Genomic DNA, 21,496 nt, shown 5'->3' with positions numbered 1-21,496 from the left:
TAAGTTCCTGCAACCTGCTGCTCTACAAAAGTCTCTCCGAAAGGTAAATTTACAAAAAATTGGGTTGCAACAGCATTGGCATCGGTAACAAATGTCGCGGTTCCCAGGTGGTCCCCATGGAGATAATATAATCCTGCCTGAGCCGAACTTCTGGCGAATTCCGTTTCTATGGTTTCCGCTTCAACTCCGGTTTTATCCAGATAGGATTTAAAGTCACTTTCTACATCAGGCATTTCCTCACTCTGCTCGGTTGTCCCTGTGGCGGATCTTCCAAATAAACCTGTATTTTCTGCTAAACGGCTTGCAATTCTCTGGCTGCCCGCATAATAATGCTTGGTATAGGTATCATCCGAACTTACTACCACATAAGGATTTGGATAAACCTTATAATTATTGAGTACCATTGCTCCCTGATCGATTAATGCACCATTCTGGTATAATTTAGCCCCCTCTTTCAGATTATATTTGATAGTTCTTTCTCCTGCATGATCATAGGCGTAATATTGGAAAACTCCCTGGTCTTTGTTATAGTAAGCTTTCATATTATCCTCTTCATCCCAGGCCATTGTTGAGATTCCGTCCGGATTATTATACCTGGTCGGGTTTCCATTTTTATCATAAGTAAAGCTTTCAATAGAACCTGTACCCAAATTGGTTACAGATTCTACTTTATGGGTATCTCTAATGTATTTATAAGTGTTTTCATAGGTATTCAAAGAATTGACAACCCCGCTTATTTCATGGTTCTGCTTCTTTTTACTGATACCGCTTGAAGGCGTATAAGTTAAGGATGTTTCATAGCTGGCATTCATATTTCCGGGGTCAACCGGATCGTCTTTAATATCCTTTAGCATGGCTCCCACAGAATGGGTAAGACGGTTCAGGCTGTCATATCCGTAAAGCATCTGGTAACCTCCTCCCAACTGGTTAGGGGTAGCTTCTGTAATGTTTTTATTGGAGATGATATTATTAACAAAATCGTATTCGTAGTTATTATTTAAATAGGTTGCATAATTATCCTTTTTCAAAGCATGTGAAGAAAGCAGTCTCTTCGTTGGAAGATAGGTAAACTCGGAATAGGTCTCATTTTCATTGAAAACAAGGGTACGCTGCTCATATTCATCATACTGGATATCTTTAATATAATCACCGTACGCTGTACTTTTTACCTTTATTAAATTCCCTCCCAAATCATAGTCATACACCACATTTTCACCATCCGGATAGAAGATTTTTTGAATTCGGTTCCAACTGTCGTACTCATAGCCGGTAGTAAAGTTCATCACCGGAATATTCACACCGATTATTTTTCTTCGCTCCGCAACCACTTCGCCCATATTACCATAAACATAGGTTACCTCACCAGTGCCATCTGTTTTCTTGGTTAGCCTTCCCGTTGCATTGCCGGATGTACCATACGTATATTTGACGTTGCTCGGATTAGGAGCTCCATTCTGGAGTTTCGGATAAACAATCTGTATCAACCTGTTTTGGGTATATTGATAAATGATAGGTGCGCTGACACCTTCAAGGTTAGCCGTTGATCTGGTCAGCATCTGTCCTGCCAGGTTATACGTAAATTTCGTAGCTCCATGATCTGGGTGTTCTTCTACAGTGCGGCGCCCACCCAGATCATATCTGTACCTTGTTTCAATATTTTCAGGGTCTTTAACCGTTAATAACTGTCCTGCGGCATCATAGGTAAACTGGGTTGACAATGGCTGTCCGCTTAAATAATTTTTAGAAGCCACAGTTCTTCCCTCTGCATTACTGAATGCCTCTGACTTAATCTGCGTACTTGCATTCTGCATCTGGGAAACCGTCTTTTTATAAGCAGTGCCTTCAATACTATAGCTTATATCGGTAAGGTTTCCATCCTCATCAGCTTCGGCAATAATCCGATCCATCGGGTCATACTGTGTTATGGTGTAATAAGGAGAAAGGCTCAGTTTCAGTTTTTTGTTTAAAACAGCATCTTTGCCCTCAAAAGTTGGATGATATTGTTTTATGGGCCTGTCAAAAAGATCAGTTAATGCCATCCCGGATACAGACATTTTTTCCGTGCCTCCAACAAAAATATCCTTTTTAACCTGAACTGTTTTCCCGGTAAAATCAGCCAGTGTAATCGTCTCAATAGGATTGGAAGGATGTTCAGGGTCAAAATTCTGTGTTGTTGCCCCATAAAGTTTAATCTGGTCACTTCCTGATGAATAAGGGGTCATAAAATACTCGTATTTTATGGTATATGGCGAAATCCCCACTTCTTTTGGCCCGAGAATATTGGTTATCCTTCCTAAATTATCATAGCTGTACTGCATCTTGTTTCCTGAGGCATCGGTGGATTCCAGAACAGTATCCCATTTCGGATCATATGTGGAAGAGGAAAATACACCAAAACTGTCTGTTACTTTGATCATGTATTTCCCGGAAGGATCATAATCATAGGTAAGTTTGTAAGATACAGGATCAGTAACCGTCTTAACATTTCCAAAAGAATCATAGGTTAATGTGGTAGATGCTGTCTGGCTGTCATTCAGCTTTGCCATAACTTTAACCAGGTCACCTGTGTTCGGATCAAGCTCGGAATTCCGTTGCCTTACCAGCTGGTTGGAATCGTTGAATACCTTAATTTCCGAAGGAATATTCAGGATATTTTTGGCGAATAAGGACGGCACATCATGGTAAAGGATGGTAGAATAATAACTTCCTGATGCCACGTTGCTGTTATATTTAAAGCTGGTAAGCTGAGCCTTGCTGTTATAGGTCATTACAGAGCCGGTCGTTATGGAACCATTGCTCTCATATGCTGTATTAGAAGACCCCGACGGCAGGATAACAGCAATCTTGTTTCCCTTGGTTCCTCCTGTATCATAGCTGTCAAACTCGGCTTCAGGTATTTCTTCAAGCTGCGTATAATTATTGATGTATTTGTATAATTTATAGGTATTCAGTGAGCTGGATTTCAATATATTTGTTCCGCTGTAAACCTCATTTTTCTTCAGCAATCCATTGTTATAATAGTTGGTATTGTAGAAGGTCTGAACGGAAGTCCTGTATACATCATTCACATTCATTTCCTCTGCGGTCACTTTTTCAAAACCATAATAAGTACGTTCTCTACGGTCATATCTTGAATTCTCGTAGCTGAAGCGGGTTACGCTGTTTTTATCCGGTGTAGAGGTCGTATATCCTTCAGAATCAACATGGGGATTGAGAATTTTCACCTCTTTCATTACCAGTCTCGCATGAGGATCATTGTAAGAAGGAGACGTAAATTCATAATCGATAGTAAACGTACCATTGGTATTTTTCTCTGTAACTTTAGATAGTTTGTTGGTTCTTCCGATCCTTGAGTAGTTAATTTTCAGTCCGCTTCCGTCATTGGTTACAAGATCCGGGAAACCATCACCATTCACATCACGAAGTCCCTTGTTAATTTCAGACATAGACACCCCGATACTGGCACTCAAATCTGCTCCGGCCCTGAAATAAAGGATCGTAACCCCGAACAGCCACAGGATAGGAACATTGAGATAAAATCCTCCATTCAGTGTTAATGCCCCGTTATAGGTCTTGGTATCGTTTCCGAAGTTGACAATTGCACCCTGCTTTGACAATCCTTCCGCAGGAGCGAATTTATTTCCCATATTATATCTTACCGAGGTATTTCCTTCATTATCGAGCAGTAAAATATCCACCATCCCGTCACCATTCACATCCTGGAAATTCACTTTTGAGCTTCCTGTAGAAGATGAGCCGGTAAGGCTGCCGGAAACTCCCCATCCGGAACTGAAGGTATCTGTCGCAGAAATCATCCCCGATAATCCTCCTCCGATGCTGATTGAAGTAGATCCCACCGGTTTGGATTCATGGGTCTGTAAATTGGCAAATGATTCAAAAGGATTATTGATAAGACCTGTTCCATAATTGAGCTTATACCTTACTGCGCCATCAATGGTTTCCACACGGTCAACAAGGCCGTCTCCATTGATGTCGATCCAATACTTAAGACCTTTGTCATAGGAGTCAGGGTATGTTGAAGAACTTGTTCCGCCTGACCATGATACCGAAGTATCCGCTTTTGAATCGGAATCGTTATTGCTTGTGTTTCGCCCCACTGTTTTTGTTGCTGAAGGAGAAAATGCTATTGTATTTGTTTTCTGGAAACTTTCGCTCTGAGAGATCACTGAATCCGGATTACCTTCCAGGTTTCTTCCCTGCGAAGCCTTAAGCCCACCCAAAGAGTTGGTAAGCTGGGATTCCGTTCGGTACAGCATATCGGGATAGCCATCGCCGTTCACATCAAAAAAGTCCTGGGTATTGATATTTCCATAGCCCCGCAGCTCCGAAACAGACCGGGAAATCACAGGAATCCCAATGCCCCAATTGGTAGTTTTTGCCTTGCTTTTCTGTTTTTTCTCGATGGCATACATCGCCGTACTGATATTCCCCTGTACCTCAATATCTTCTTCATCCGGATCATCATCGGTAAAGAAAGGGGTCATTGTTTCTTCATCCCTGAAAGAGGAAGCCATGGAGAACTGCTCAAGAAAACTATTATTGACCCATTTTTTCACTGCACCATCAGGACCTTTGGAAAAATGGGTGTTCATCGGTACAATCGGGTTAAAGCCGGCAAGGATATTGGTGGAAGCCATATTCTGAAAATCAGCCTGCAACATATCCCCGACACATTCCCCATACTCATCCTGATTTGTTAATCCCGAACAGCCGGAGAAATCATAGTCAAACTGCCCGAAAGGAGAATCCAGGAAGTCGTTATTGATCAGAGCTCCATAAGAATCTCTTGGCGTATCCGGATTAATGGTATAATCAGGCGTAGTAACTCCGGAAGGCGCTGTTGGCTGATCCCTTGGACCGGGAGGGCTTAATGAATTGTGTGTTCTCCGGATGTCTTTGCTCTCATTATAAATAAACTGCCCCCAGTTATGATAAACCGCACTGATGCTGTTAAATTCAGCTGTATTTAAAGCCGTCTCCACTGTTGATGCCAGCAGATTGGTATTGGTTCCTACAAAAATGTTGAAAATATTATTCTGAAGCTGTGATTTTAACGCCTCATAGGCTGCCCTGTCCTTCTGGGTATTACAATACACCACAATATTGATTTTATCTTCCAAAAGGACTGAATGATAAGGATCTCCGGTATAAAATAAGATCGGATCCGTAATCCCGTTCAGGGAAGTTTCTGTAATCCCCGTATTTTCTATTTTTACCCATCTTTTTCCTAAAACCAGACCATTTTTTTTGATCACATACATGAAATTTCCTGGCAGTGACGGTGAAAACGAAAAATTTTTATTAATGGAAATATAATAATGGGTGGCCCCTTGTGGAGCATTTCCCAGATCAGCAACATGGAATTTCTTTTTGAAATCGCGGACATAATAGGAAGGATAGCTTGCAACATCCATTGAATTTCCCCATGCACTTGAAACCTTGATATTCTTCCATTCAATTTCTTTGTTCATATAAGAATCAGATTCTACAATAAACTTCATATAAAGACCGTTCGGGGTTATTGGTGCATAAAAATCCATATCAACAGGATCAATATTTACCGTACCCAACGATTGCGAATATGTTTTGCTGTAGAGTACGGTAACATCCCATGGATTTACCACCTCAGCCTTTGATAGGGTGATTTTAAAAGTAACATCATCATGAAGTTCTGGGACTGAAAAGCCGGGAATATCGATATGCCCTGTAGTCGTATAGTCAAACTTAAGCGTCTTGGTCAGGTTATTCAGAAGAAAACTTTCTTCGTATTTCAGGTTGTTAGGGCTGAATCCGTCAAGTTCCTCCTGATCGGTATCCGGAATTTCAGTTCCGTTCGCAGTTACATACTGAACGGATGGGGTTGTATTCACCTCATAATTAATCCCCGTTTTTTTATGCAGCCTGAAATAAATCCTATCTCCGGATTCAACCTGTATTCTTGAAGCGCTGCCGATCCCCATCGGAGTGCCTGCATAATCGTTATATTTTTCTATTTTCAGATCTATATTAGGGCTTCCACCAACTAAGGTGGTCAGATACAGTCTTCCGTTTTTTGACGGGTTGTCAGGGTTTTTAGCCTCAATCGAATAAACGGCTCTTGCAGCAGTTTCCTGCATATTGGTAATGGAGATATGATCCTGGATTTTGATATATCCTGCTTTCGGGGCGATCCATACTTTTACCACATCATTTTTTGCCCGTACCGGTTCTTCTCCTTCATCGTCATCCAGATCCTCCGGTTCTTCATAAGGAACCGGAATATTTCCTTTCATCACCATATTTTCTGTCATATCACTGGTGGTAACCATTTCCGGCTGTCCATCAGGATTGATTTTGTTGAACCACACCTTATCATCCTTCACTACATCCGGCAATCCGTCAGAATTGGCATCAATGATATATACAGGAGTTTTGGACTCACTTTCCGACCAGCTTTTGGTGAAATCAAACCCCATCTTCCACCAGTTGAACAGAATCGATGCCCCCGTATTGAAGGTACTGCCTTTGGTTTTCGTGAAATTACTTTTTAAGTTCAGGACATCAACTTCATAGCCATTAAATTCAAGGTTCCCGTTTCCATCCAGTGATCCCGGAATCAGTTTAATCCCGTTATCACCATTTCTTTTACGATATAGAATATCCATAACCCCATCTCCGTTGAAGTCGAGCAATTCCTGACCTCTTTTGATATCCGGATACGATCCCCCCACAAAGCCAGAGACCATAAAGTTTTTGTCTCCCGAAGTATGCGGTGTAAATAATCCCAGTCCTAAACCTGTTCTTAAAGTCCAGCCCCACTCAAAATTATTGTCGGCACTTATTCTTGAGGGGGTTAAAGCTGAATTTACAGGACCTGAAAAGGCATCAGGTGCAGGCGCCGTAGTAAGTTTATCTGGTCCGAATACGGCATTTCCTACGTCATTATAATAATCCAGCTCATACTTTACACCCGGCCCTGATATTGTTTTTAAGATACTTTTGTAAAATTTCCCTGTTGCATAGGTAAATCCATACTCTCTTATATCCAGCTGGTTATGACTTACCAGAATATTATCCAATCTTTCTATTTCAACCCTTTTGATACCCTCTTTAGTGTCAATTACATAATCAGGTCGTTCAGGAATTTTGTATATAAAATTTACTTTATAGGGACCATCTGTATCATTTACTCCTGAGTAATATATTTGATTAATGTGAAACTGTATTCCTTTTTCCAGATTGATATTATCCCCGGAAACAGGGGGTATTCCCTGAGTAAACTGTTGGTTAAAATAATAATATTTAATGTTATTATTATGCACATCCAACTCTTTAACGATTCCCCACTGCACAATAGCTCCATCACCTTTCTGCACGACAGCATTACCGTTTACAGTTGTTTCGGATCCGCCATAAAACCTCTTTGTTCCGTCAGTAGTGGTCACTACCCAGGTATAGGATGATGGTGAAGAACCATACCTTTCAATCTTTGTAAAATTGTTGTTTTTCCGAAGATAAAAATTCTTTTTCCCGGACGAGTTTCTGGGCTGTCGGGCCACATCCATTAAGCCAGCTTTGTCAATATGCCTGTGGGGAAGGTAATCTCCTTCATACATCAGCATTTCACCATCCAAAAGGTAAATTTCAGATTCATAGGAAGGGTCGAAAGCCGGAGTTCCCCATCGTGTATCCAATGTGATTCCGGAAATTCCTGCAATATCCCAGCCTTCTCCCATCCATCCGTTGCCTTTGCTGCTATTGTAGGTAACGGAAAGATGGGGCTGCATCCCATTGACCCCTGCAGGAAGATGAATAGGATACGACATTGCTGCATCCCCTTTCTGATTGGGCGTTGGCGGAGAAAACAGCTGAATTCCCAAAACAGGATTGCCTGCTTTTAAGCCACTAATACTTGTCGGTGTGAAAGAATTAATACCCGGTGATTCCGGTACCGAAATGATACCATTGATATAGTCATTATCCTGATCACTTTCAATAATGACCATTTTAGATTTTTCATCAACAACCGCAGAGGTTTCTATTTTCCACTGTTTGTTTTTATAATCGAAATAAAAAGCTTTAATCTCTTTTGCAGGAGCCTGTCCTAAACGTTTTTCATCATATGGCAGAGAAATCCGCAGTTTTTTATTCAGTTTTCCTTTAACAACTGAAAGCCTGTAGGCGGAATTATTAAGCGTAACATTTTTCAGCCCTTGTGAAGTAGTCGGAAAATCTTTTTCACGCAGCTTCAGAAATTCAACAGAAGCGGATTCTGAGGATTCTTTTTCAACTTTAATTTTAATATCTTCATAGTCTGTATCATATTCCTTTTCTTTGGAAATCTCCAGCAGTTTCGGTGAAAAATAGCTGCTGTTAATCATTTTAAATGAATTGACAGGCTTCGGAATCTTATAGGTATTTTTTACTCCTCCTATAGCTACTGAAAAACTGCCGGCTTTCCTGTCATCATCTGAAAGGTTTACAACCTTCTCAAATTCACCCCCATGAACAGGTACAACCTCGTTATTGACTGTCAGTGAACCGGAATATTCTGTATTTCCTTTGATGTAAAGTTTATTTTCTGATAGAAGAGAATTAACAATCAGATCTTCCTTTGGATGATTTTTATTTTCAAAAACAACTTTTACGTTTTTTACTTTATATTTTACACCAGATATTGGTGCTGTAAATAAGATAAGATTGTTCCCGTCTTTTAACAGGTTCTGGCTGATTTCCTCACGCTGATGGCTCCAGTCTGCTTTGGGAACAATAATTTCACCACCAACAGCGACATTATTATTGATAGATCTGGGAACAGACTGATAAGAAGCCAGTCCGTACAGGTCATATTCCAGATAAGCTGCCTGATCTGTGATAGAATTTTTGGGTATATCAATGGTAAAGAAGTTGTCCGATATTTTATCTTCTTCTTTATCAGAAAAAATCCCGATGGTTCCAGCTTTTTCTTTCGCATCAAAAACATGGGTTATAGTAGAATGAGAGTAATTACTTACGTTCTTCCCAACGATTTTTTCCTCTGAACTGGTGTTTAATCCAGCCTTTTTCTCGCCTTTATCATTGGAAGACGAATTACTTTCACGATTATTACTGCTATTTTCCGGTGGATCTTTTACATCTGATATTTCAGATTCTTTGTCAACATGTAACCGCAGCATTAAATCTTGCTTAAAACGACGGACTTTCTGCCGATCTTCTTTGGTGAAGCTTGCAAAAACAAACATACAGGAAAAGAACAGAACAATAAGAACTGAATTCTTACTGATTGGGAGTTTCTTTAAATTAATTTTCATGGTGTTTTTATTCTACAATAAGTTTGAATGTTTTTATCGTTTTCCCATTTTGGGTCAGATTGATGATGTAAGAACTTTGAATAGGAAGCTGATTAAAGTAATGATTGGAATTTCGGTCAACTTTATCCAGAGCAATCAATCTTCCGGCACCATCATAAATTGAAACGGATAAATTTTCCATTGGTGGAAAACGAAGGGTAAAATTCTGTCCTTTTTTAACAGGATTAGGGTAAAGTATGATGTTTTCGAGATTAATGGAGAATTCATCACCATTTTTCGAGTTACCAGTATGAACATCAGAAGAAGTAGTTCCTGTTTCTTTGGCAGGACTTACAGCAAAAGTAAACCGGGTACTAACTGCCTGTTCTTTTTCCGGAATAAAATCAACTTTGTTAAACAAAATATAGTTTTCATCAGCAATACCCTGAATTTTTCTGATTTCTCCAAGTGAACTCTTAATAAACAGCCAATAGACAGCAGGTAAAGCTTTGGTATTTAATAGTGATTTGGGTATCCTGATATAATAATCACGCTTAGCAGTTTCATCCCCGATAAAGTTGATCTCCCAATTTCGTTTCAAAACGCTGAAATTGCCATCTTTCTCCAGTTCCAGCCCCTTATTGTCATCAGACCAGATCACATACTCCAAATTGTTAAAAACAGCGGTGTTCTCTGCATTGGTTCTTTTGATTTCATTTTTACCAATGGTTAAAATCTGATCCGCAGTGTTTGTAGACTGCTTTTGATAGAGCTCATTACCGTTATCCCTACCTAATCCTGTAGGTCTAAATCTAAAGTCTTTATGCTGGTCAGGATTCCATATTACTTTTTTCTCACTATTGTAATAGTTACTTTTTTCAAGAGAAATCCCGTATTTTATAGAAAGGTAAGAATGGATATTATTAAGATCATCCTTCTCTAACCGTTTAGGAATAAAGATCATTTCGTAAAGATTCTGATCTTCAAAATTAATATTCAAGCTATCTGTTTTCCCTTTTCGGGGATCAGAACTGCTCATAAAGGTAAAAATACTTGGCTGCCTCTGCAATTTAAAATTTTTGGAACTTCCGTTTTGGTAGTTATCATTTGACAACGAAACATCTTTCTCAGAATTTTGCCATATAGCCTCCACGTCTTTGGCAGTATGTACCAAACTGAGCGTATGGGCTTTTTTCTTGCTGTACTTAATGTATTTCTTTAAGAGCTTATCCTTAATTCCACAATGAAAATTCAACAGATTTTCATCTTTACATTTTGCCGCATCACGGACGGATGGAGTTGTTTTTTCCCAAAGCTGCGCTCCAGATGTCGTCAGTTGGGAAAACACAAAATGGGAACTAAAAAGCAGTACGGGAAGCACCACTTTTTGAAATTTTGGTCTGGCCATAGTAACTTATTTTTTTTTATCATTAATGTCCCTGGATCATTAAAACCTTTGTCAATGCGCAATCGGGGAGTTTACATTAACAATGCTTATTATCAGAAAGATAAACAGATCTATCAGTTGCATTTTCCGCCAATATAATATAATTTTAATATATCAAACAATGGAGAAATCAATATTTTATATATCTTTATTTTTACGCAAAAAAATAATCTATTGCGATTATTCGCTGGGCCAGTTGATACTAAAATGTCCAATTAAAGTTATCAAGCCTTCATTATAAAGCAAAAAACCGCGGCCTTCGGCCGCGGTTTCCATATCTTAAATTTAGTCAATTAGAATTTCAGATCTCCATTCACTTCTCTCACTGCATTGGCCGCTTCAGCGAACTTCAATTGCTCTTCAGCAGTAAGTGTTACGTTAACGATCTTCTCTATTCCGTTAGCTCCGATGATGGCAGGAACACCTAAACAGATATCGTTTTGTCCGTATTCACCTTCAAGCATCAAAGAACAAGGGATCATTTTCTTCTGATCGCAAGCGATAGCCTGAACCATTACAGAAACAGCTGCACCCGGTGCATACCAAGCTGAAGTTCCCAGTAATTTAGTAAGAGTAGCCCCTCCTACTTTAGTTTCTTCAATTACATATTTTTGTTGTGCATCATCCAGGAACTCCGTTACAGGAACTCCGTTTCTTGTTGCTTTGCTTAATAATGGAAGCATTCCCGTATCACTGTGTGCTGCGATTACCATACCGTCAACATCAGAAATCGGAGCTTCTAAAGCCTCTGCCAATCTGTACTTGAATCTTGCAGAGTCTAATGCACCACCCATTCCGATGATTTTGTGCTTAGGAAGGCCTGACGTTTTGTGTACCAGATAAGCCATAGTATCCATTGGGTTAGAAACCACAATAATAATCACTTCTGGAGAATGTTTTACTAAGTTTTCAGTAACCTCTTTCACGATACCTGCATTGATACCGATAAGCTCTTCTCTGGTCATTCCCGGTTTTCTTGGAATACCTGAAGTAATTACGGCTACATGCGAACCTGCAGTTTTGCTGTAATCTCCTGTTGTTCCGGTAATTTTTGTATCGAACCCGTTAAGTGATGCCGTCTGCATCAAATCCATTGCCTTACCCTCAGCAAATCCTTCTTTAATGTCTACCAAAACTACTTCTGAACAGAAGTTTTTCATTGCGATGTATTCTGCACAGCTTGCTCCTACAGCGCCTGCACCTACTACAGTTACTTTCATATTGTATACTTTTTTTAAATTATTTTATAGTTAAGTTTAAAAATTGAAACTCCCAAATTTAACAATTCCTGAAAAAATGGGCAATTTTTCAGGAATTTAATTAGAGTTCAATATCATTAATTCACGTTCAGTAAAAACGTGTAGAGTTTTTTAGCTCCGGAAAGCACTTCATTATAATTTTCTTCATCAACTTCCGTATCAAGAACCTCTATGAAATTTTTCCACATCGGACCTGTATTATCCTGATAGCATCCGAAGAAATTGAAAGTTACCTCATCAAAACCTTCCGTTTTGGAAAGCTGTTTCGCAATAACGTTTCCTCCCAGTGTAGAACCTTCAATAACATACATCGCTCCCAGTGCTTCGTGTTCATTATCAAACTGCAGCTTGTGGGTAATCGTTTTATTTTCAAGAGAAAGGCTTTCAAGATCCTTTTCAATAAGTGGAAGTTTCTTTCTGTTGCTTAACTGAAGCTTATCGGCATACTTATCAGAAAGGCTCCTGAATATTTGATCTTCACTGTGAAGAAGCATCAGATAATTGAAACTGATGATCTTTTTGTAATCTTCCAGGGTAAAGGTTTTATTAAAAATTTTTTCAGAATTGAAAAGTTTCTCCGCAGCATCGTGGTATTCCGCTGTATTTTGTTTAAGATATTCTGATACCATCCATAAAGTTTTTAGGGTTTCTCAAATTTAAGGTTTTTTAAACGTTAAAATGAAAGAAGTGCCCTCTTTATTGCTTTTATAATCTACAGATCCCCCGATGCGGTTCATGATCCGGTGTACAATAGAAAGTCCTACCCCGTTTCCTTTAAATTTTTTGGCATTGTCCATTCTGTTGAAAATCTTGAACATTTTATGCTTCTCCTCTTCAGGAATTCCGATGCCGTTATCAGAAATCAGGTATACCACAGTTTCTCTTTCCTCCGTTCCTTCAATCTCTACTTTAGGATGATCTTTATGGGATGAATATTTTACAGCATTATTAATGATATTGAGGAATACCTGATGAAGCATGGTTTTATCCGCAAGCACATCAGGACATTCTCCGATAATGATCTCGCTGTTCGGGCTGTCAAAAGTTATTTTTGCATTTTCGGAGATCTTTTCTATCGTACGGGCAGGCTGAAGATTTTCCAGCTGGATTTCACTGTGCTTGGCACGGCTCAGCTGCAGGACGTCGTGCATCATTTCCGCCATATTGTCGATCTCTTCGATAATGGAGTTCAGTTTATTTTTATTCTTTTCTGTTTTCTCAAAATTGGCAAGCAGCATCTGGGCGTTTAGTTTCATCACCGTGAGAGGGGTTCCCAGGTCATGAGAAATGGTATAAGAAAAGCTGTCCAGCTCTTCATTCACTTTTCTTAACTGGTTATTTAGCTCTTTAATAGCATTGTATTGCTTATGGGAGGTTTCAAGGATCACATCACGTACCGCCTTTACAGCGATGATATCTCTGGAATTCCATCTTTTAGAATTTCCTTTAATATTTTCCGTAAAAATATGGAAAGAGGTTCTTGGAGAAACCATTTGCCGCTCCTCTCCGTTTTGTATAAACACACCGACATTTTTTTCAGGATTTCCTGCCCAGTTGATGTGTTCATCAAATTCTTTCCGGAACCACATCAGCATCTCTCTTTTGCTTCTTTCAATAAAATAAATAATAATTCCGGCGGCGTTTCCGTCCAGTTTCAGATGATTGCCGTGGTCTTTCAGAAAACTCCTGTTAACATACATGCTTCCTTCTGTATTCTCCAGTGCCCAGTCAGCGATATTTTCAATCGTGCTCCGGTCAGGAACCATTCCGGAAGTCACGGTTTCACCTTCCGAAGTAATAGCAAGTCCGTCTGCCTCAGGCAGATTTCTGATCTCCGTTTTATTATCAATCAGAGAATCAAATAAGTGATTATGTTTTAAAAACTCCGCTTTCAGCTGTGCTGATTTTTCATTCAGCTCCAGGCGGTAGTTCAGTTCATTTTTAGATTTAAAGGATGAATAGGCATTAGAGGCCAGTGCCGTGAAAATTCCGGCCTGTACACGGTCTTCAAGATCGATATGCTTCGGTTCTGAATTCTGGCAGGTTACCAGTCCCCAAAGATGATCATCAATAATAATCGAAACACTGAAGCTTGAAGAGGCTCCGGAGTTTTTAATATATTGTCCGTGGATGGGTGACATCCCTCTTGAAGCAGCATAGGTCAGATCAATATGTTCCTGTGTTTTGCTCATCAAAGGGACATTTTCTGCATAAACATTGCTGAAAATTCTTTTCCGCTTCTTCAAATAGAGTTCTCGCGCCTGTTTCGGAATATCAGATTCCGGGTAATGAAGCCCAAGGTAGCTATCCATATTGCCTGTTTTCCTCTCTGCAATAACCTTTCCGGAACCATCCATCATGAATTTGTATACCATTATCCGGTCATAGTTCACAATTTTAGAAAGAGTGCTCAGCAGCTGATCCCAGAGTTCCTGCTCATTATCAATCACGTAGAAATTATCATACTTGTTTGAAATGCGTTTATTCGGATTTTCCAGTACTGCTTCAAATTCAAAAAAAATGTTTTTTCCGTTTCTGAAAACAGAACAATGATATTCTTTTCCGCTGATGAATACTTTATCAAAATGAGTTTCATTCTCTCTTCTTGTAAAGTCCTGCAACAAAACATATATATCCGATTCTATAACAGATCCGAATATTTCCGGTAAGTCAACAAGTTTCCTGTCAAAAAGCTCTTCTGTATTTTTGACTCTGAATATATCCGCAATATTGCTACTGAAAAAAGTGATGGAATGAGATTCTGCGTCAATGCCAATCAGATATCCAAAACTTTGTATATACCCAGGGATATGTATGGGCTCTTCATGACATTCTACAAAATTCATATATATTTTTGATCTATCAAATATAACGTTTTTTTTAAAGACATATTATTTTGTGGTATCAAATCTCAACATGAGCAATAACACAGTGATTCCTATAAATTTAACCATTCAACCTACTGAACTTTCGTTCAGAACCTTTCCTTTTATATTACCAGCAATTAGGATTTATTTATAAAATACGAAAAATTTCGTGGAATTCCAAGGACTATGATTCATCACATGAATTTTACATTAACAAGTGAAATAATTGCGTTAATTAAACAAAATTTATTAAATTTATACAACCAAATAACCATTACAATTAAAAATAATTGAATTTTTTATCATATCCTCAATAAAAACTTCATTTAACTTCAAATAATATTACTATGAAAAAGTTCCCTTTCATTATCTTCACCCTGATTCTTTTATCAGGAGCCTGGAGCGGATACGAAGCCTGCACCAGAGTTGTTTACAAAGGTCCTGACAACACCGTGATTACAGCCCGTTCCATGGACTGGCGCGATGAAATCCCCGGTAATCTGTGGGTATTCCCGAAAGGAATGCAACGCAGCGGTGAAGTAGGCCCCCTGTCTTTACAATGGACTTCAAAGTACGGCAGTATTATAAGTTCTTCCTGGGATATCACCTCATCAGACGGCATGAACGAAAAGGGCCTCGTGGCTAATCTGCTCTGGCTTGGAGAATCCCAATATCCTAAATTTGATCCCAAAGGAAAACAGAAGGGGCTGGCAATTTCCCTCTGGGCACAATACTTCCTTGATCATTTTGCAACCGTAAAAGAAGCGGTAACGCATATGAATACCAATCCTTTCATCATTGTAAGCGATTATATCCCGGGAACCGAAAGATTTGCCACTGTACACCTTTCCCTCTCTGATGCCTCCGGAGACAATGCTGTTTTTGAATACATCAAAGGTAAACTGGTTATTCATCACGATCCGAAATATACCGTAATGACCAACTCCCCCGTTTTTGAAGAGCAGCTGGCTTTAAACAATTACTGGCAGGGAATTCCGGGAACGGTTATGCTTCCGGGAACTAACCGGGCCGCAGACCGTTTTGTAAGAGCTTCTTATTACATCAACGCGATTCCAAAAACAAGCGATCCACGGACAGCCGTAGCCAGTGTCTTCAGTGTGATCAGAAACTGTTCTGTTCCGTATGGCATCACTTCAGAAACCGAGCCTAACATTTCATCCACGAGATGGCGTTCTGTTTCCGATCAGAAAAATCTGGTCTATTATTTCGAAACAGTGTTTACCCCTAATACTTTCTGGGTAAACCTCAAAGATTTTGACCTCAGCCCGAAAGGAAAGGTCATGAAACTTGATCTGAGCAATTTCCAGACGTACAATGGTAAAGCAAATAAAGATTTTAAAGAATCCAAGCCCTTCAAATTCTTAGGACTTCAATAATATATTCATTAAACACAAATACTATGACCTTTTTTTCATCCAAAAAAAGAAGCCTGGTGCTTTGTGCTCTATTAGCAGGTTTATCAGCCAGCGCACAAATTCCGGATTCTCTGCATACTGCCCCGCAGGAAGATAATGTAAAATATCCGCAGCTGCAGATCAAAGGACTTTTCCAGGCCCGCTATCTGGTAGGAATGGCCAAAGATGTTGATGTAAACGGGATGCACCATGCTGACGGATCAGGAACCAGCAACAATTTTATGCTGAAATATATGAGGGTTCAGGTACGTGCCCAGATCAGTAAACGGACAGAAGTGGTAGCACTTGCCAATCTTGCGGATTTTAAAAACGATCCTAAAAGCAGGGTGCTTGAAAACGCCTATCTGAAATATACTTTCAGTCCCAAACTGGCATTCACCGTAGGACAGTTCAGGCCATGGTTCGGTATTGAAGAAACCTATCCTATTGATATCATCAAATCTTTAGACTGGTCCAATCAATACAGCGAATTCGGAAAACTGGGCTGGACGAGTTTCCAGATCGGGCTTTCTGCAACAGGACAGCTGAAACTGGGAGAAATTCCTTTTCAATATGCTGTATCTGTTGTGAATGGAAACGGGAAAAATCAGATCAATGATAATGATAACGGAAAACAGTATTCTACAAGGCTGGTTTTCGGACTTTCAAAAAAATATAACTTTAATGTCGGATTAAACGGTGGTATCGGAGAGGTTTTCAGCCAGAAAGTATATGCTTTAGGTGTTGATCTAAGCTCTATGATACAGTTTGATCCAAGATGGAGTCTTGATATGCAGCTCGAAGCCAAACAAGCCACCAATCATGTTCTGTATAATACCCTGGACCCTGAAACCAGACCATCCAATCCGGACCAATACCTCATCCGCGGAGCTTATTTCCTTCCCAATCTGAGGTATGAGATCAATCATAAAAACCTCAGTGCCTTTGAGCTTTCCTGCCGGTATGAATATCTTGACACCAATTTCAGGATGAATTCAAACCCCAGACAAACCATTACCCCGATGGCCGGATTGGAATTCCTGAAGAACTACGGGGCAAGAATCCAGCTGGGAGTACAATTTGACCGTTATAAACATCAGGTTGACAACACTTCGCAATACAACAACAATCTATTCATTGTTCAGGTACAGAGTAGATTTTAACCACTAAAATATTCAGCATCATGAAAGAAATTAATATCAGAAATGTAGCAATAACGTTTGCCGTTGCTCTGGTTATATGGTTTATTCCTGTACCGGAAGGCGTTACCCAGGATGCATGGCACCTTTTTGCCATTTTTGCTGCAACCATTTTAGGAATTATCCTTAAAGCAGCCCCAATGGGAACCATGTGTATGATGGCTATAGCTTTTACAGCTCTTACCCAGGTGGTAGCTCCCGGAGACGCAGGAAAATCAATTACCAAAGCGCTTTCCGGGTTCGGTGATAAAGTGATCTGGCTGATCGGGATCTCATTCTTTATTGCCAGAGGATTTATTAAGACCGGACTGGGTAACAGAATCGCCTTCCTTTTCATCCGGATTTTCGGGAAAAGCTCATTGGGACTGGCCTACGGGCTGGGACTTGCAGATGTATGCCTTGCCCCTGCCATTCCGAGTAACACGGCAAGAGGCGGTGGAATCATCTACCCGATTATGAAATCTATGGCCATCAGCTTTGATTCTGTTCCGGAAAAACCGGAAACTCACAGAAAACTGGGATCTTTTTTAACTCTGAACAGCTATTATATGAACCTCATCGCTTCTTCCATGTTCCTGACGGGAACTGCAAGTAACCCGATGTGTCAGAAGTTTGCAGCGAATCTTGGCATTAATATTACCTGGATGTCATGGGCCGCAGCAGGATTCCTTCCCGGTTTGGTCGCCTTTTTTGTTGTTCCGTTGGTTCTGTATAAATTATACCCGCCAGAACTTAAAAAAACAGGGGATGCTCCCAAAATGGCAGCTCAGAAATTAAAAGAAATGGGACCTATATCCAGAAACGAATGGCTGATGCTTCTTGCTTTTTTCATTCTTCTTGTCCTCTGGATATTTGGTGCTTCCCTTTCTATTGATGCCACCACAACGGCATTTATCGGGCTTACTTTGCTGCTGCTCACTTCCGTACTGACCTGGGAAGATGTAAAAGGCGAAAAAGGTGCATGGGATACTATCGTTTGGTTCGCCGTTCTGGTTATGATGGCAAGCTCTTTGAATGAGCTGGGCTTCATCGGCTGGTTCAGTGACCTGATCAAGGTTAAAATCGGTGGATTAAGCTGGCAGGTTGCCTTTCCGGTGATCATCGTGGTGTATTTTTTCAGCCACTATATTTTTGCCAGTGCTACAGCCCACGTGGCGGCGATGTATGCGGCTTTATTAGGAGTAGGTGTTTCTCTGGGAATTCCTCCAATGCTTTTAGCTATGATGCTTGGTTTTATGGGATCTGTGTATGGGGTTCTTACCCATTACGGCCATGGTCCGGCCCCGGTATTCTTCGGAAGCGGATATGTAGATCTTAAAGCATGGTGGCTGAGAGGTCTTGAAATAGGAATTGTCCTGCTTATCATTTACATGGCTGTTGGTGGTCTGTGGATGAAAGTATTAGGATATTATTAATCATTAAATAAAAAATATGCTGTCAACATTGTTAAGAAAAATGCTGATGTGTCTTACAGGGCTTTTCCTGAGTTTTTTCCTGCTGATTCATTTCCTTGGAAATCTTCAGCTTTTTCTACCTGCTGAACAGGCACATCTGCAATTCAATGCCTATTCACATTTTTTGTCTGGAAATATCCTGATTAAAATCGTTTCCTATGTTTTGTATGCAAGCATCATTCTGCATGCTGTGGACGGGCTGATCATTACTTTAAAAAATAATAAATCCGGTGGAAATTACCATTCTGAGAACCGGGGAAGAGCCAGCAGGTGGTACTCCCGCAATATGGGAATTTTAGGAACCCTTGTTCTGATCTTCCTGGTGATTCATTTCCAGAATTTCTGGTATGTGTACAAATTCGGAAATACCCCGCTGGATGTTAACGGAAATAAAGATCTCTACATACTGGTGGTTACCGTTTTCAAAGAATGGTGGTATGTTGTCATTTACGTTCTGTCTATGATTGCCCTCTGCTACCATCTTATCCACGGAATTTACAGTGCAACAAGAACGCTTGGACTGTATCACCCTAAGTTTGTCAGATGGCTTCATACGGCAGGAACGGTTTATTCAGTAATCATCTGCGTGGGATTTGCGCTGATGCCGGTGTATGTATTCTTTACTGCTCATTAAAAACAGACCCATTATGATTTTAAATTCAAAGATACCAGAAGGCCCGTTGGAACAGAAATGGGCTTATTATAAAAAGAAAGCAAAGCTTGTAAATCCCGCCAACCGCAAGAAACTGGATGTTATTGTAGTGGGAACCGGTCTTGCCGGAAGTTCCGTAGCGGCTTCTCTCGGTGAAATGGGATATAATGTGAAAGCATTCTGTTTTCAGGACAGTCCAAGAAGAGCCCATTCCGTAGCGGCACAGGGAGGTGTAAACGCAGCTAAAAACTATAAAAATGATGGTGACAGTGTTTACAGAATGTTTGTTGATACTTTAAAAGGCGGTGACTTCAGAGCGCGAGAAGCCAATGTTTACCGCATGGCAGAATGTTCTTTGAACCTCATTGACCAGGCGGTTGCGCAAGGTGTTCCTTTTGGCAGGGAATACGGTGGTTATCTTAACAACCGTTCCTTCGGAGGTGTGCAGGTCAGCAGGACATTCTATGCCAGAGGACAAACGGGACAGCAATTACTGCTGGGAGCTTACCAGGCATTGATGAGACAGGTCGGAAAAGGAACCGTACAGCTATACTCCAGGCATGAAATGCTTGACCTGGTCGTTATTGACGGAAAAGCAAGAGGAATTATTGTACGGAATTTAGATACCGGGGAAATTGAGAGACACGCTGCCCATGCTGTTATATTGGCAACAGGTGGTTACGGAAAAATTTATTATCTGTCTACTTTAGCCATGGGATGCAACGGCTCGGCTATCTGGAGGGCACACAAAAAAGGAGCTTTAATGGCTTCCCCAAGCTGGATTCAGGTTCACCCTACTTCCCTGCCGCAATCCGGGGACTATCAGTCTAAATTAACGCTGATGTCAGAATCCCTTCGTAACGATGGAAGAATCTGGGTTCCTTTGAAAAAAGAAGATAACAGACCGCCAAATGATATTCCTGAAGAAGAAAGAGATTATTATCTGGAACGCAGATATCCTGCTTTTGGAAATTTAGCCCCGAGGGACATTTCATCGCGCGCTGCTAAAGAGAGGATTGATGCCGGCTTCGGAATAGGACCTCTGAAAAATGCCGTTTATCTCGATTTTTCAAAAGCAATAAGGGAACAGGGAAAAGATAAGATCATGGAGAAGTATGGAAATTTATTCGATATGTACCTTAAAATCACCGGATATGATGCGTATAAGGAACCGATGATGATCTCTCCTTCTGCCCACTTCTCTATGGGTGGCCTCTGGGTAGATTATGAGCTGATGACGACTATTCCGGGACTTTTTGCACTGGGAGAAGCCAATTTTGCAGACCACGGAGCGAACAGGCTGGGCGCTAATTCTCTCCTTCAGGCTTCTGTAGATGGCTATTTTATTGCTCCTTATACGATTGCCAACTATCTGGCTGATGAAATTCACACCGGAAAAATTTCTCCTGACGCACCTGAATTTGAAGCAGCAGAACAGGCTGTTAAAAACCAAATCCGGAATCTTATGAATATCAACGGAACCAAAACGGTTGATTTTTTTCATAAAACCTTAGGAAAGCTTCTGTACGACTACTGTGGACTTGCCCGAAATGAAGAAGGCCTTAAATACGCTATTGAAGAGATCAGAAAGCTGAAACAGGAATTTTACCGTGAAGTAAAGGTTTCCGGACAGGATGACAGCATGAACAGCGAGCTGGAAAAAGCCGGCCGCGTTGCCGATTATTTTGAAATCGGGGAACTGATGTGCTATGATGCCTTAACCCGTAATGAATCCTGCGGTGCCCATTTCCGGGAAGAATTCCAGACTCCTGATGGAGAAGCGCTCCGGAACGATGCTGAATATCAGTTTATTTCTGCTTGGGCCTGGACAGGTGAAGACCGTGAACCTGAACTGATCAAAGAACCGCTGGTTTTTGAAGAGATCCAGCCAACGGTAAGAAGCTATAAATAAA

The 21,496-nt window shown here is 40.4% G+C and carries 10 protein-coding genes; 5 read left to right on the top strand and 5 right to left on the bottom strand.

Translation table 11 applies throughout. The features are described from left to right. The 5 genes from AOB46_RS21730 to AOB46_RS21710 form a co-directional block, all read right to left on the bottom strand. Positions 1 to 9,311: SpvB/TcaC N-terminal domain-containing protein (locus AOB46_RS21730; RefSeq protein ID WP_062703368.1), on the bottom strand; the 9,311-nt coding region annotated here is incomplete at its 3' end. Between the two features lie 7 nt (positions 9,312 to 9,318). Continuing rightward, a complete protein-coding gene (locus AOB46_RS21725) occupies positions 9,319 to 10,698 on the bottom strand; it encodes a T9SS type A sorting domain-containing protein (protein WP_062703366.1) in 1,380 nt (459 codons plus the stop codon). Positions 10,699 to 11,030: 332 nt separating this feature from the next. After that, positions 11,031 to 11,957 (bottom strand): malate dehydrogenase, encoded by a 927-nt coding sequence (locus tag AOB46_RS21720; protein WP_062703364.1) that lies wholly within the window; start codon positions 11,955 to 11,957, stop codon positions 11,031 to 11,033. A 116-nt stretch (positions 11,958 to 12,073) separates the two neighbouring features. Further along, a complete protein-coding gene (locus AOB46_RS21715) occupies positions 12,074 to 12,625 on the bottom strand; it encodes a biliverdin-producing heme oxygenase (RefSeq protein WP_062703362.1) in 552 nt (183 codons plus the stop codon). A 27-nt stretch (positions 12,626 to 12,652) separates the two neighbouring features. Continuing rightward, positions 12,653 to 14,842: an ATP-binding protein gene (locus AOB46_RS21710; RefSeq protein WP_062703360.1), complete on the bottom strand. Its 2,190-nt coding sequence runs from the start codon at positions 14,840 to 14,842 to the stop codon at positions 12,653 to 12,655. Between the two features lie 368 nt (positions 14,843 to 15,210). On the opposite strand from AOB46_RS21710, the gene AOB46_RS21705 reads away from it, so the two are divergent. From AOB46_RS21705 to AOB46_RS21685, 5 genes are read left to right on the top strand one after another with little or no spacing between them, the layout of a single operon-like run. Continuing rightward, positions 15,211 to 16,260, top strand: a complete 1,050-nt coding sequence (locus AOB46_RS21705) for a linear amide C-N hydrolase (protein WP_062703358.1) — start codon at positions 15,211 to 15,213, stop codon at positions 16,258 to 16,260. A 23-nt stretch (positions 16,261 to 16,283) separates the two neighbouring features. Continuing rightward, complete coding sequence (locus AOB46_RS21700; RefSeq protein WP_062703356.1) at positions 16,284 to 17,441, top strand: porin; 1,158 nt, start codon at positions 16,284 to 16,286, stop codon at positions 17,439 to 17,441. Between the two features lie 20 nt (positions 17,442 to 17,461). Continuing rightward, positions 17,462 to 18,892, top strand: coding sequence for an anion permease (locus tag AOB46_RS21695; protein ID WP_062703354.1), 1,431 nt, complete (start codon positions 17,462 to 17,464; stop codon positions 18,890 to 18,892). 16 nt (positions 18,893 to 18,908) lie between these two features. Then, the gene (locus AOB46_RS21690) at positions 18,909 to 19,565 is read left to right on the top strand and encodes a succinate dehydrogenase cytochrome b subunit (protein ID WP_062703352.1); all 657 of its coding nucleotides are present in this window, start codon (positions 18,909 to 18,911) and stop codon (positions 19,563 to 19,565) included. Between the two features lie 13 nt (positions 19,566 to 19,578). After that, positions 19,579 to 21,495 (top strand): fumarate reductase/succinate dehydrogenase flavoprotein subunit, encoded by a 1,917-nt coding sequence (locus AOB46_RS21685; RefSeq protein ID WP_062703372.1) that lies wholly within the window; start codon positions 19,579 to 19,581, stop codon positions 21,493 to 21,495. Position 21,496 lies beyond the last annotated feature (1 nt).

It is taken from the genome of Chryseobacterium indologenes (genome assembly GCF_001295265.1).
Classification (GTDB): domain Bacteria; phylum Bacteroidota; class Bacteroidia; order Flavobacteriales; family Weeksellaceae; genus Chryseobacterium; species Chryseobacterium indologenes_A.
Note: the sequence above shows the minus strand (reverse complement) of the source record. Positions and strands in the feature narration are given on the sequence as shown.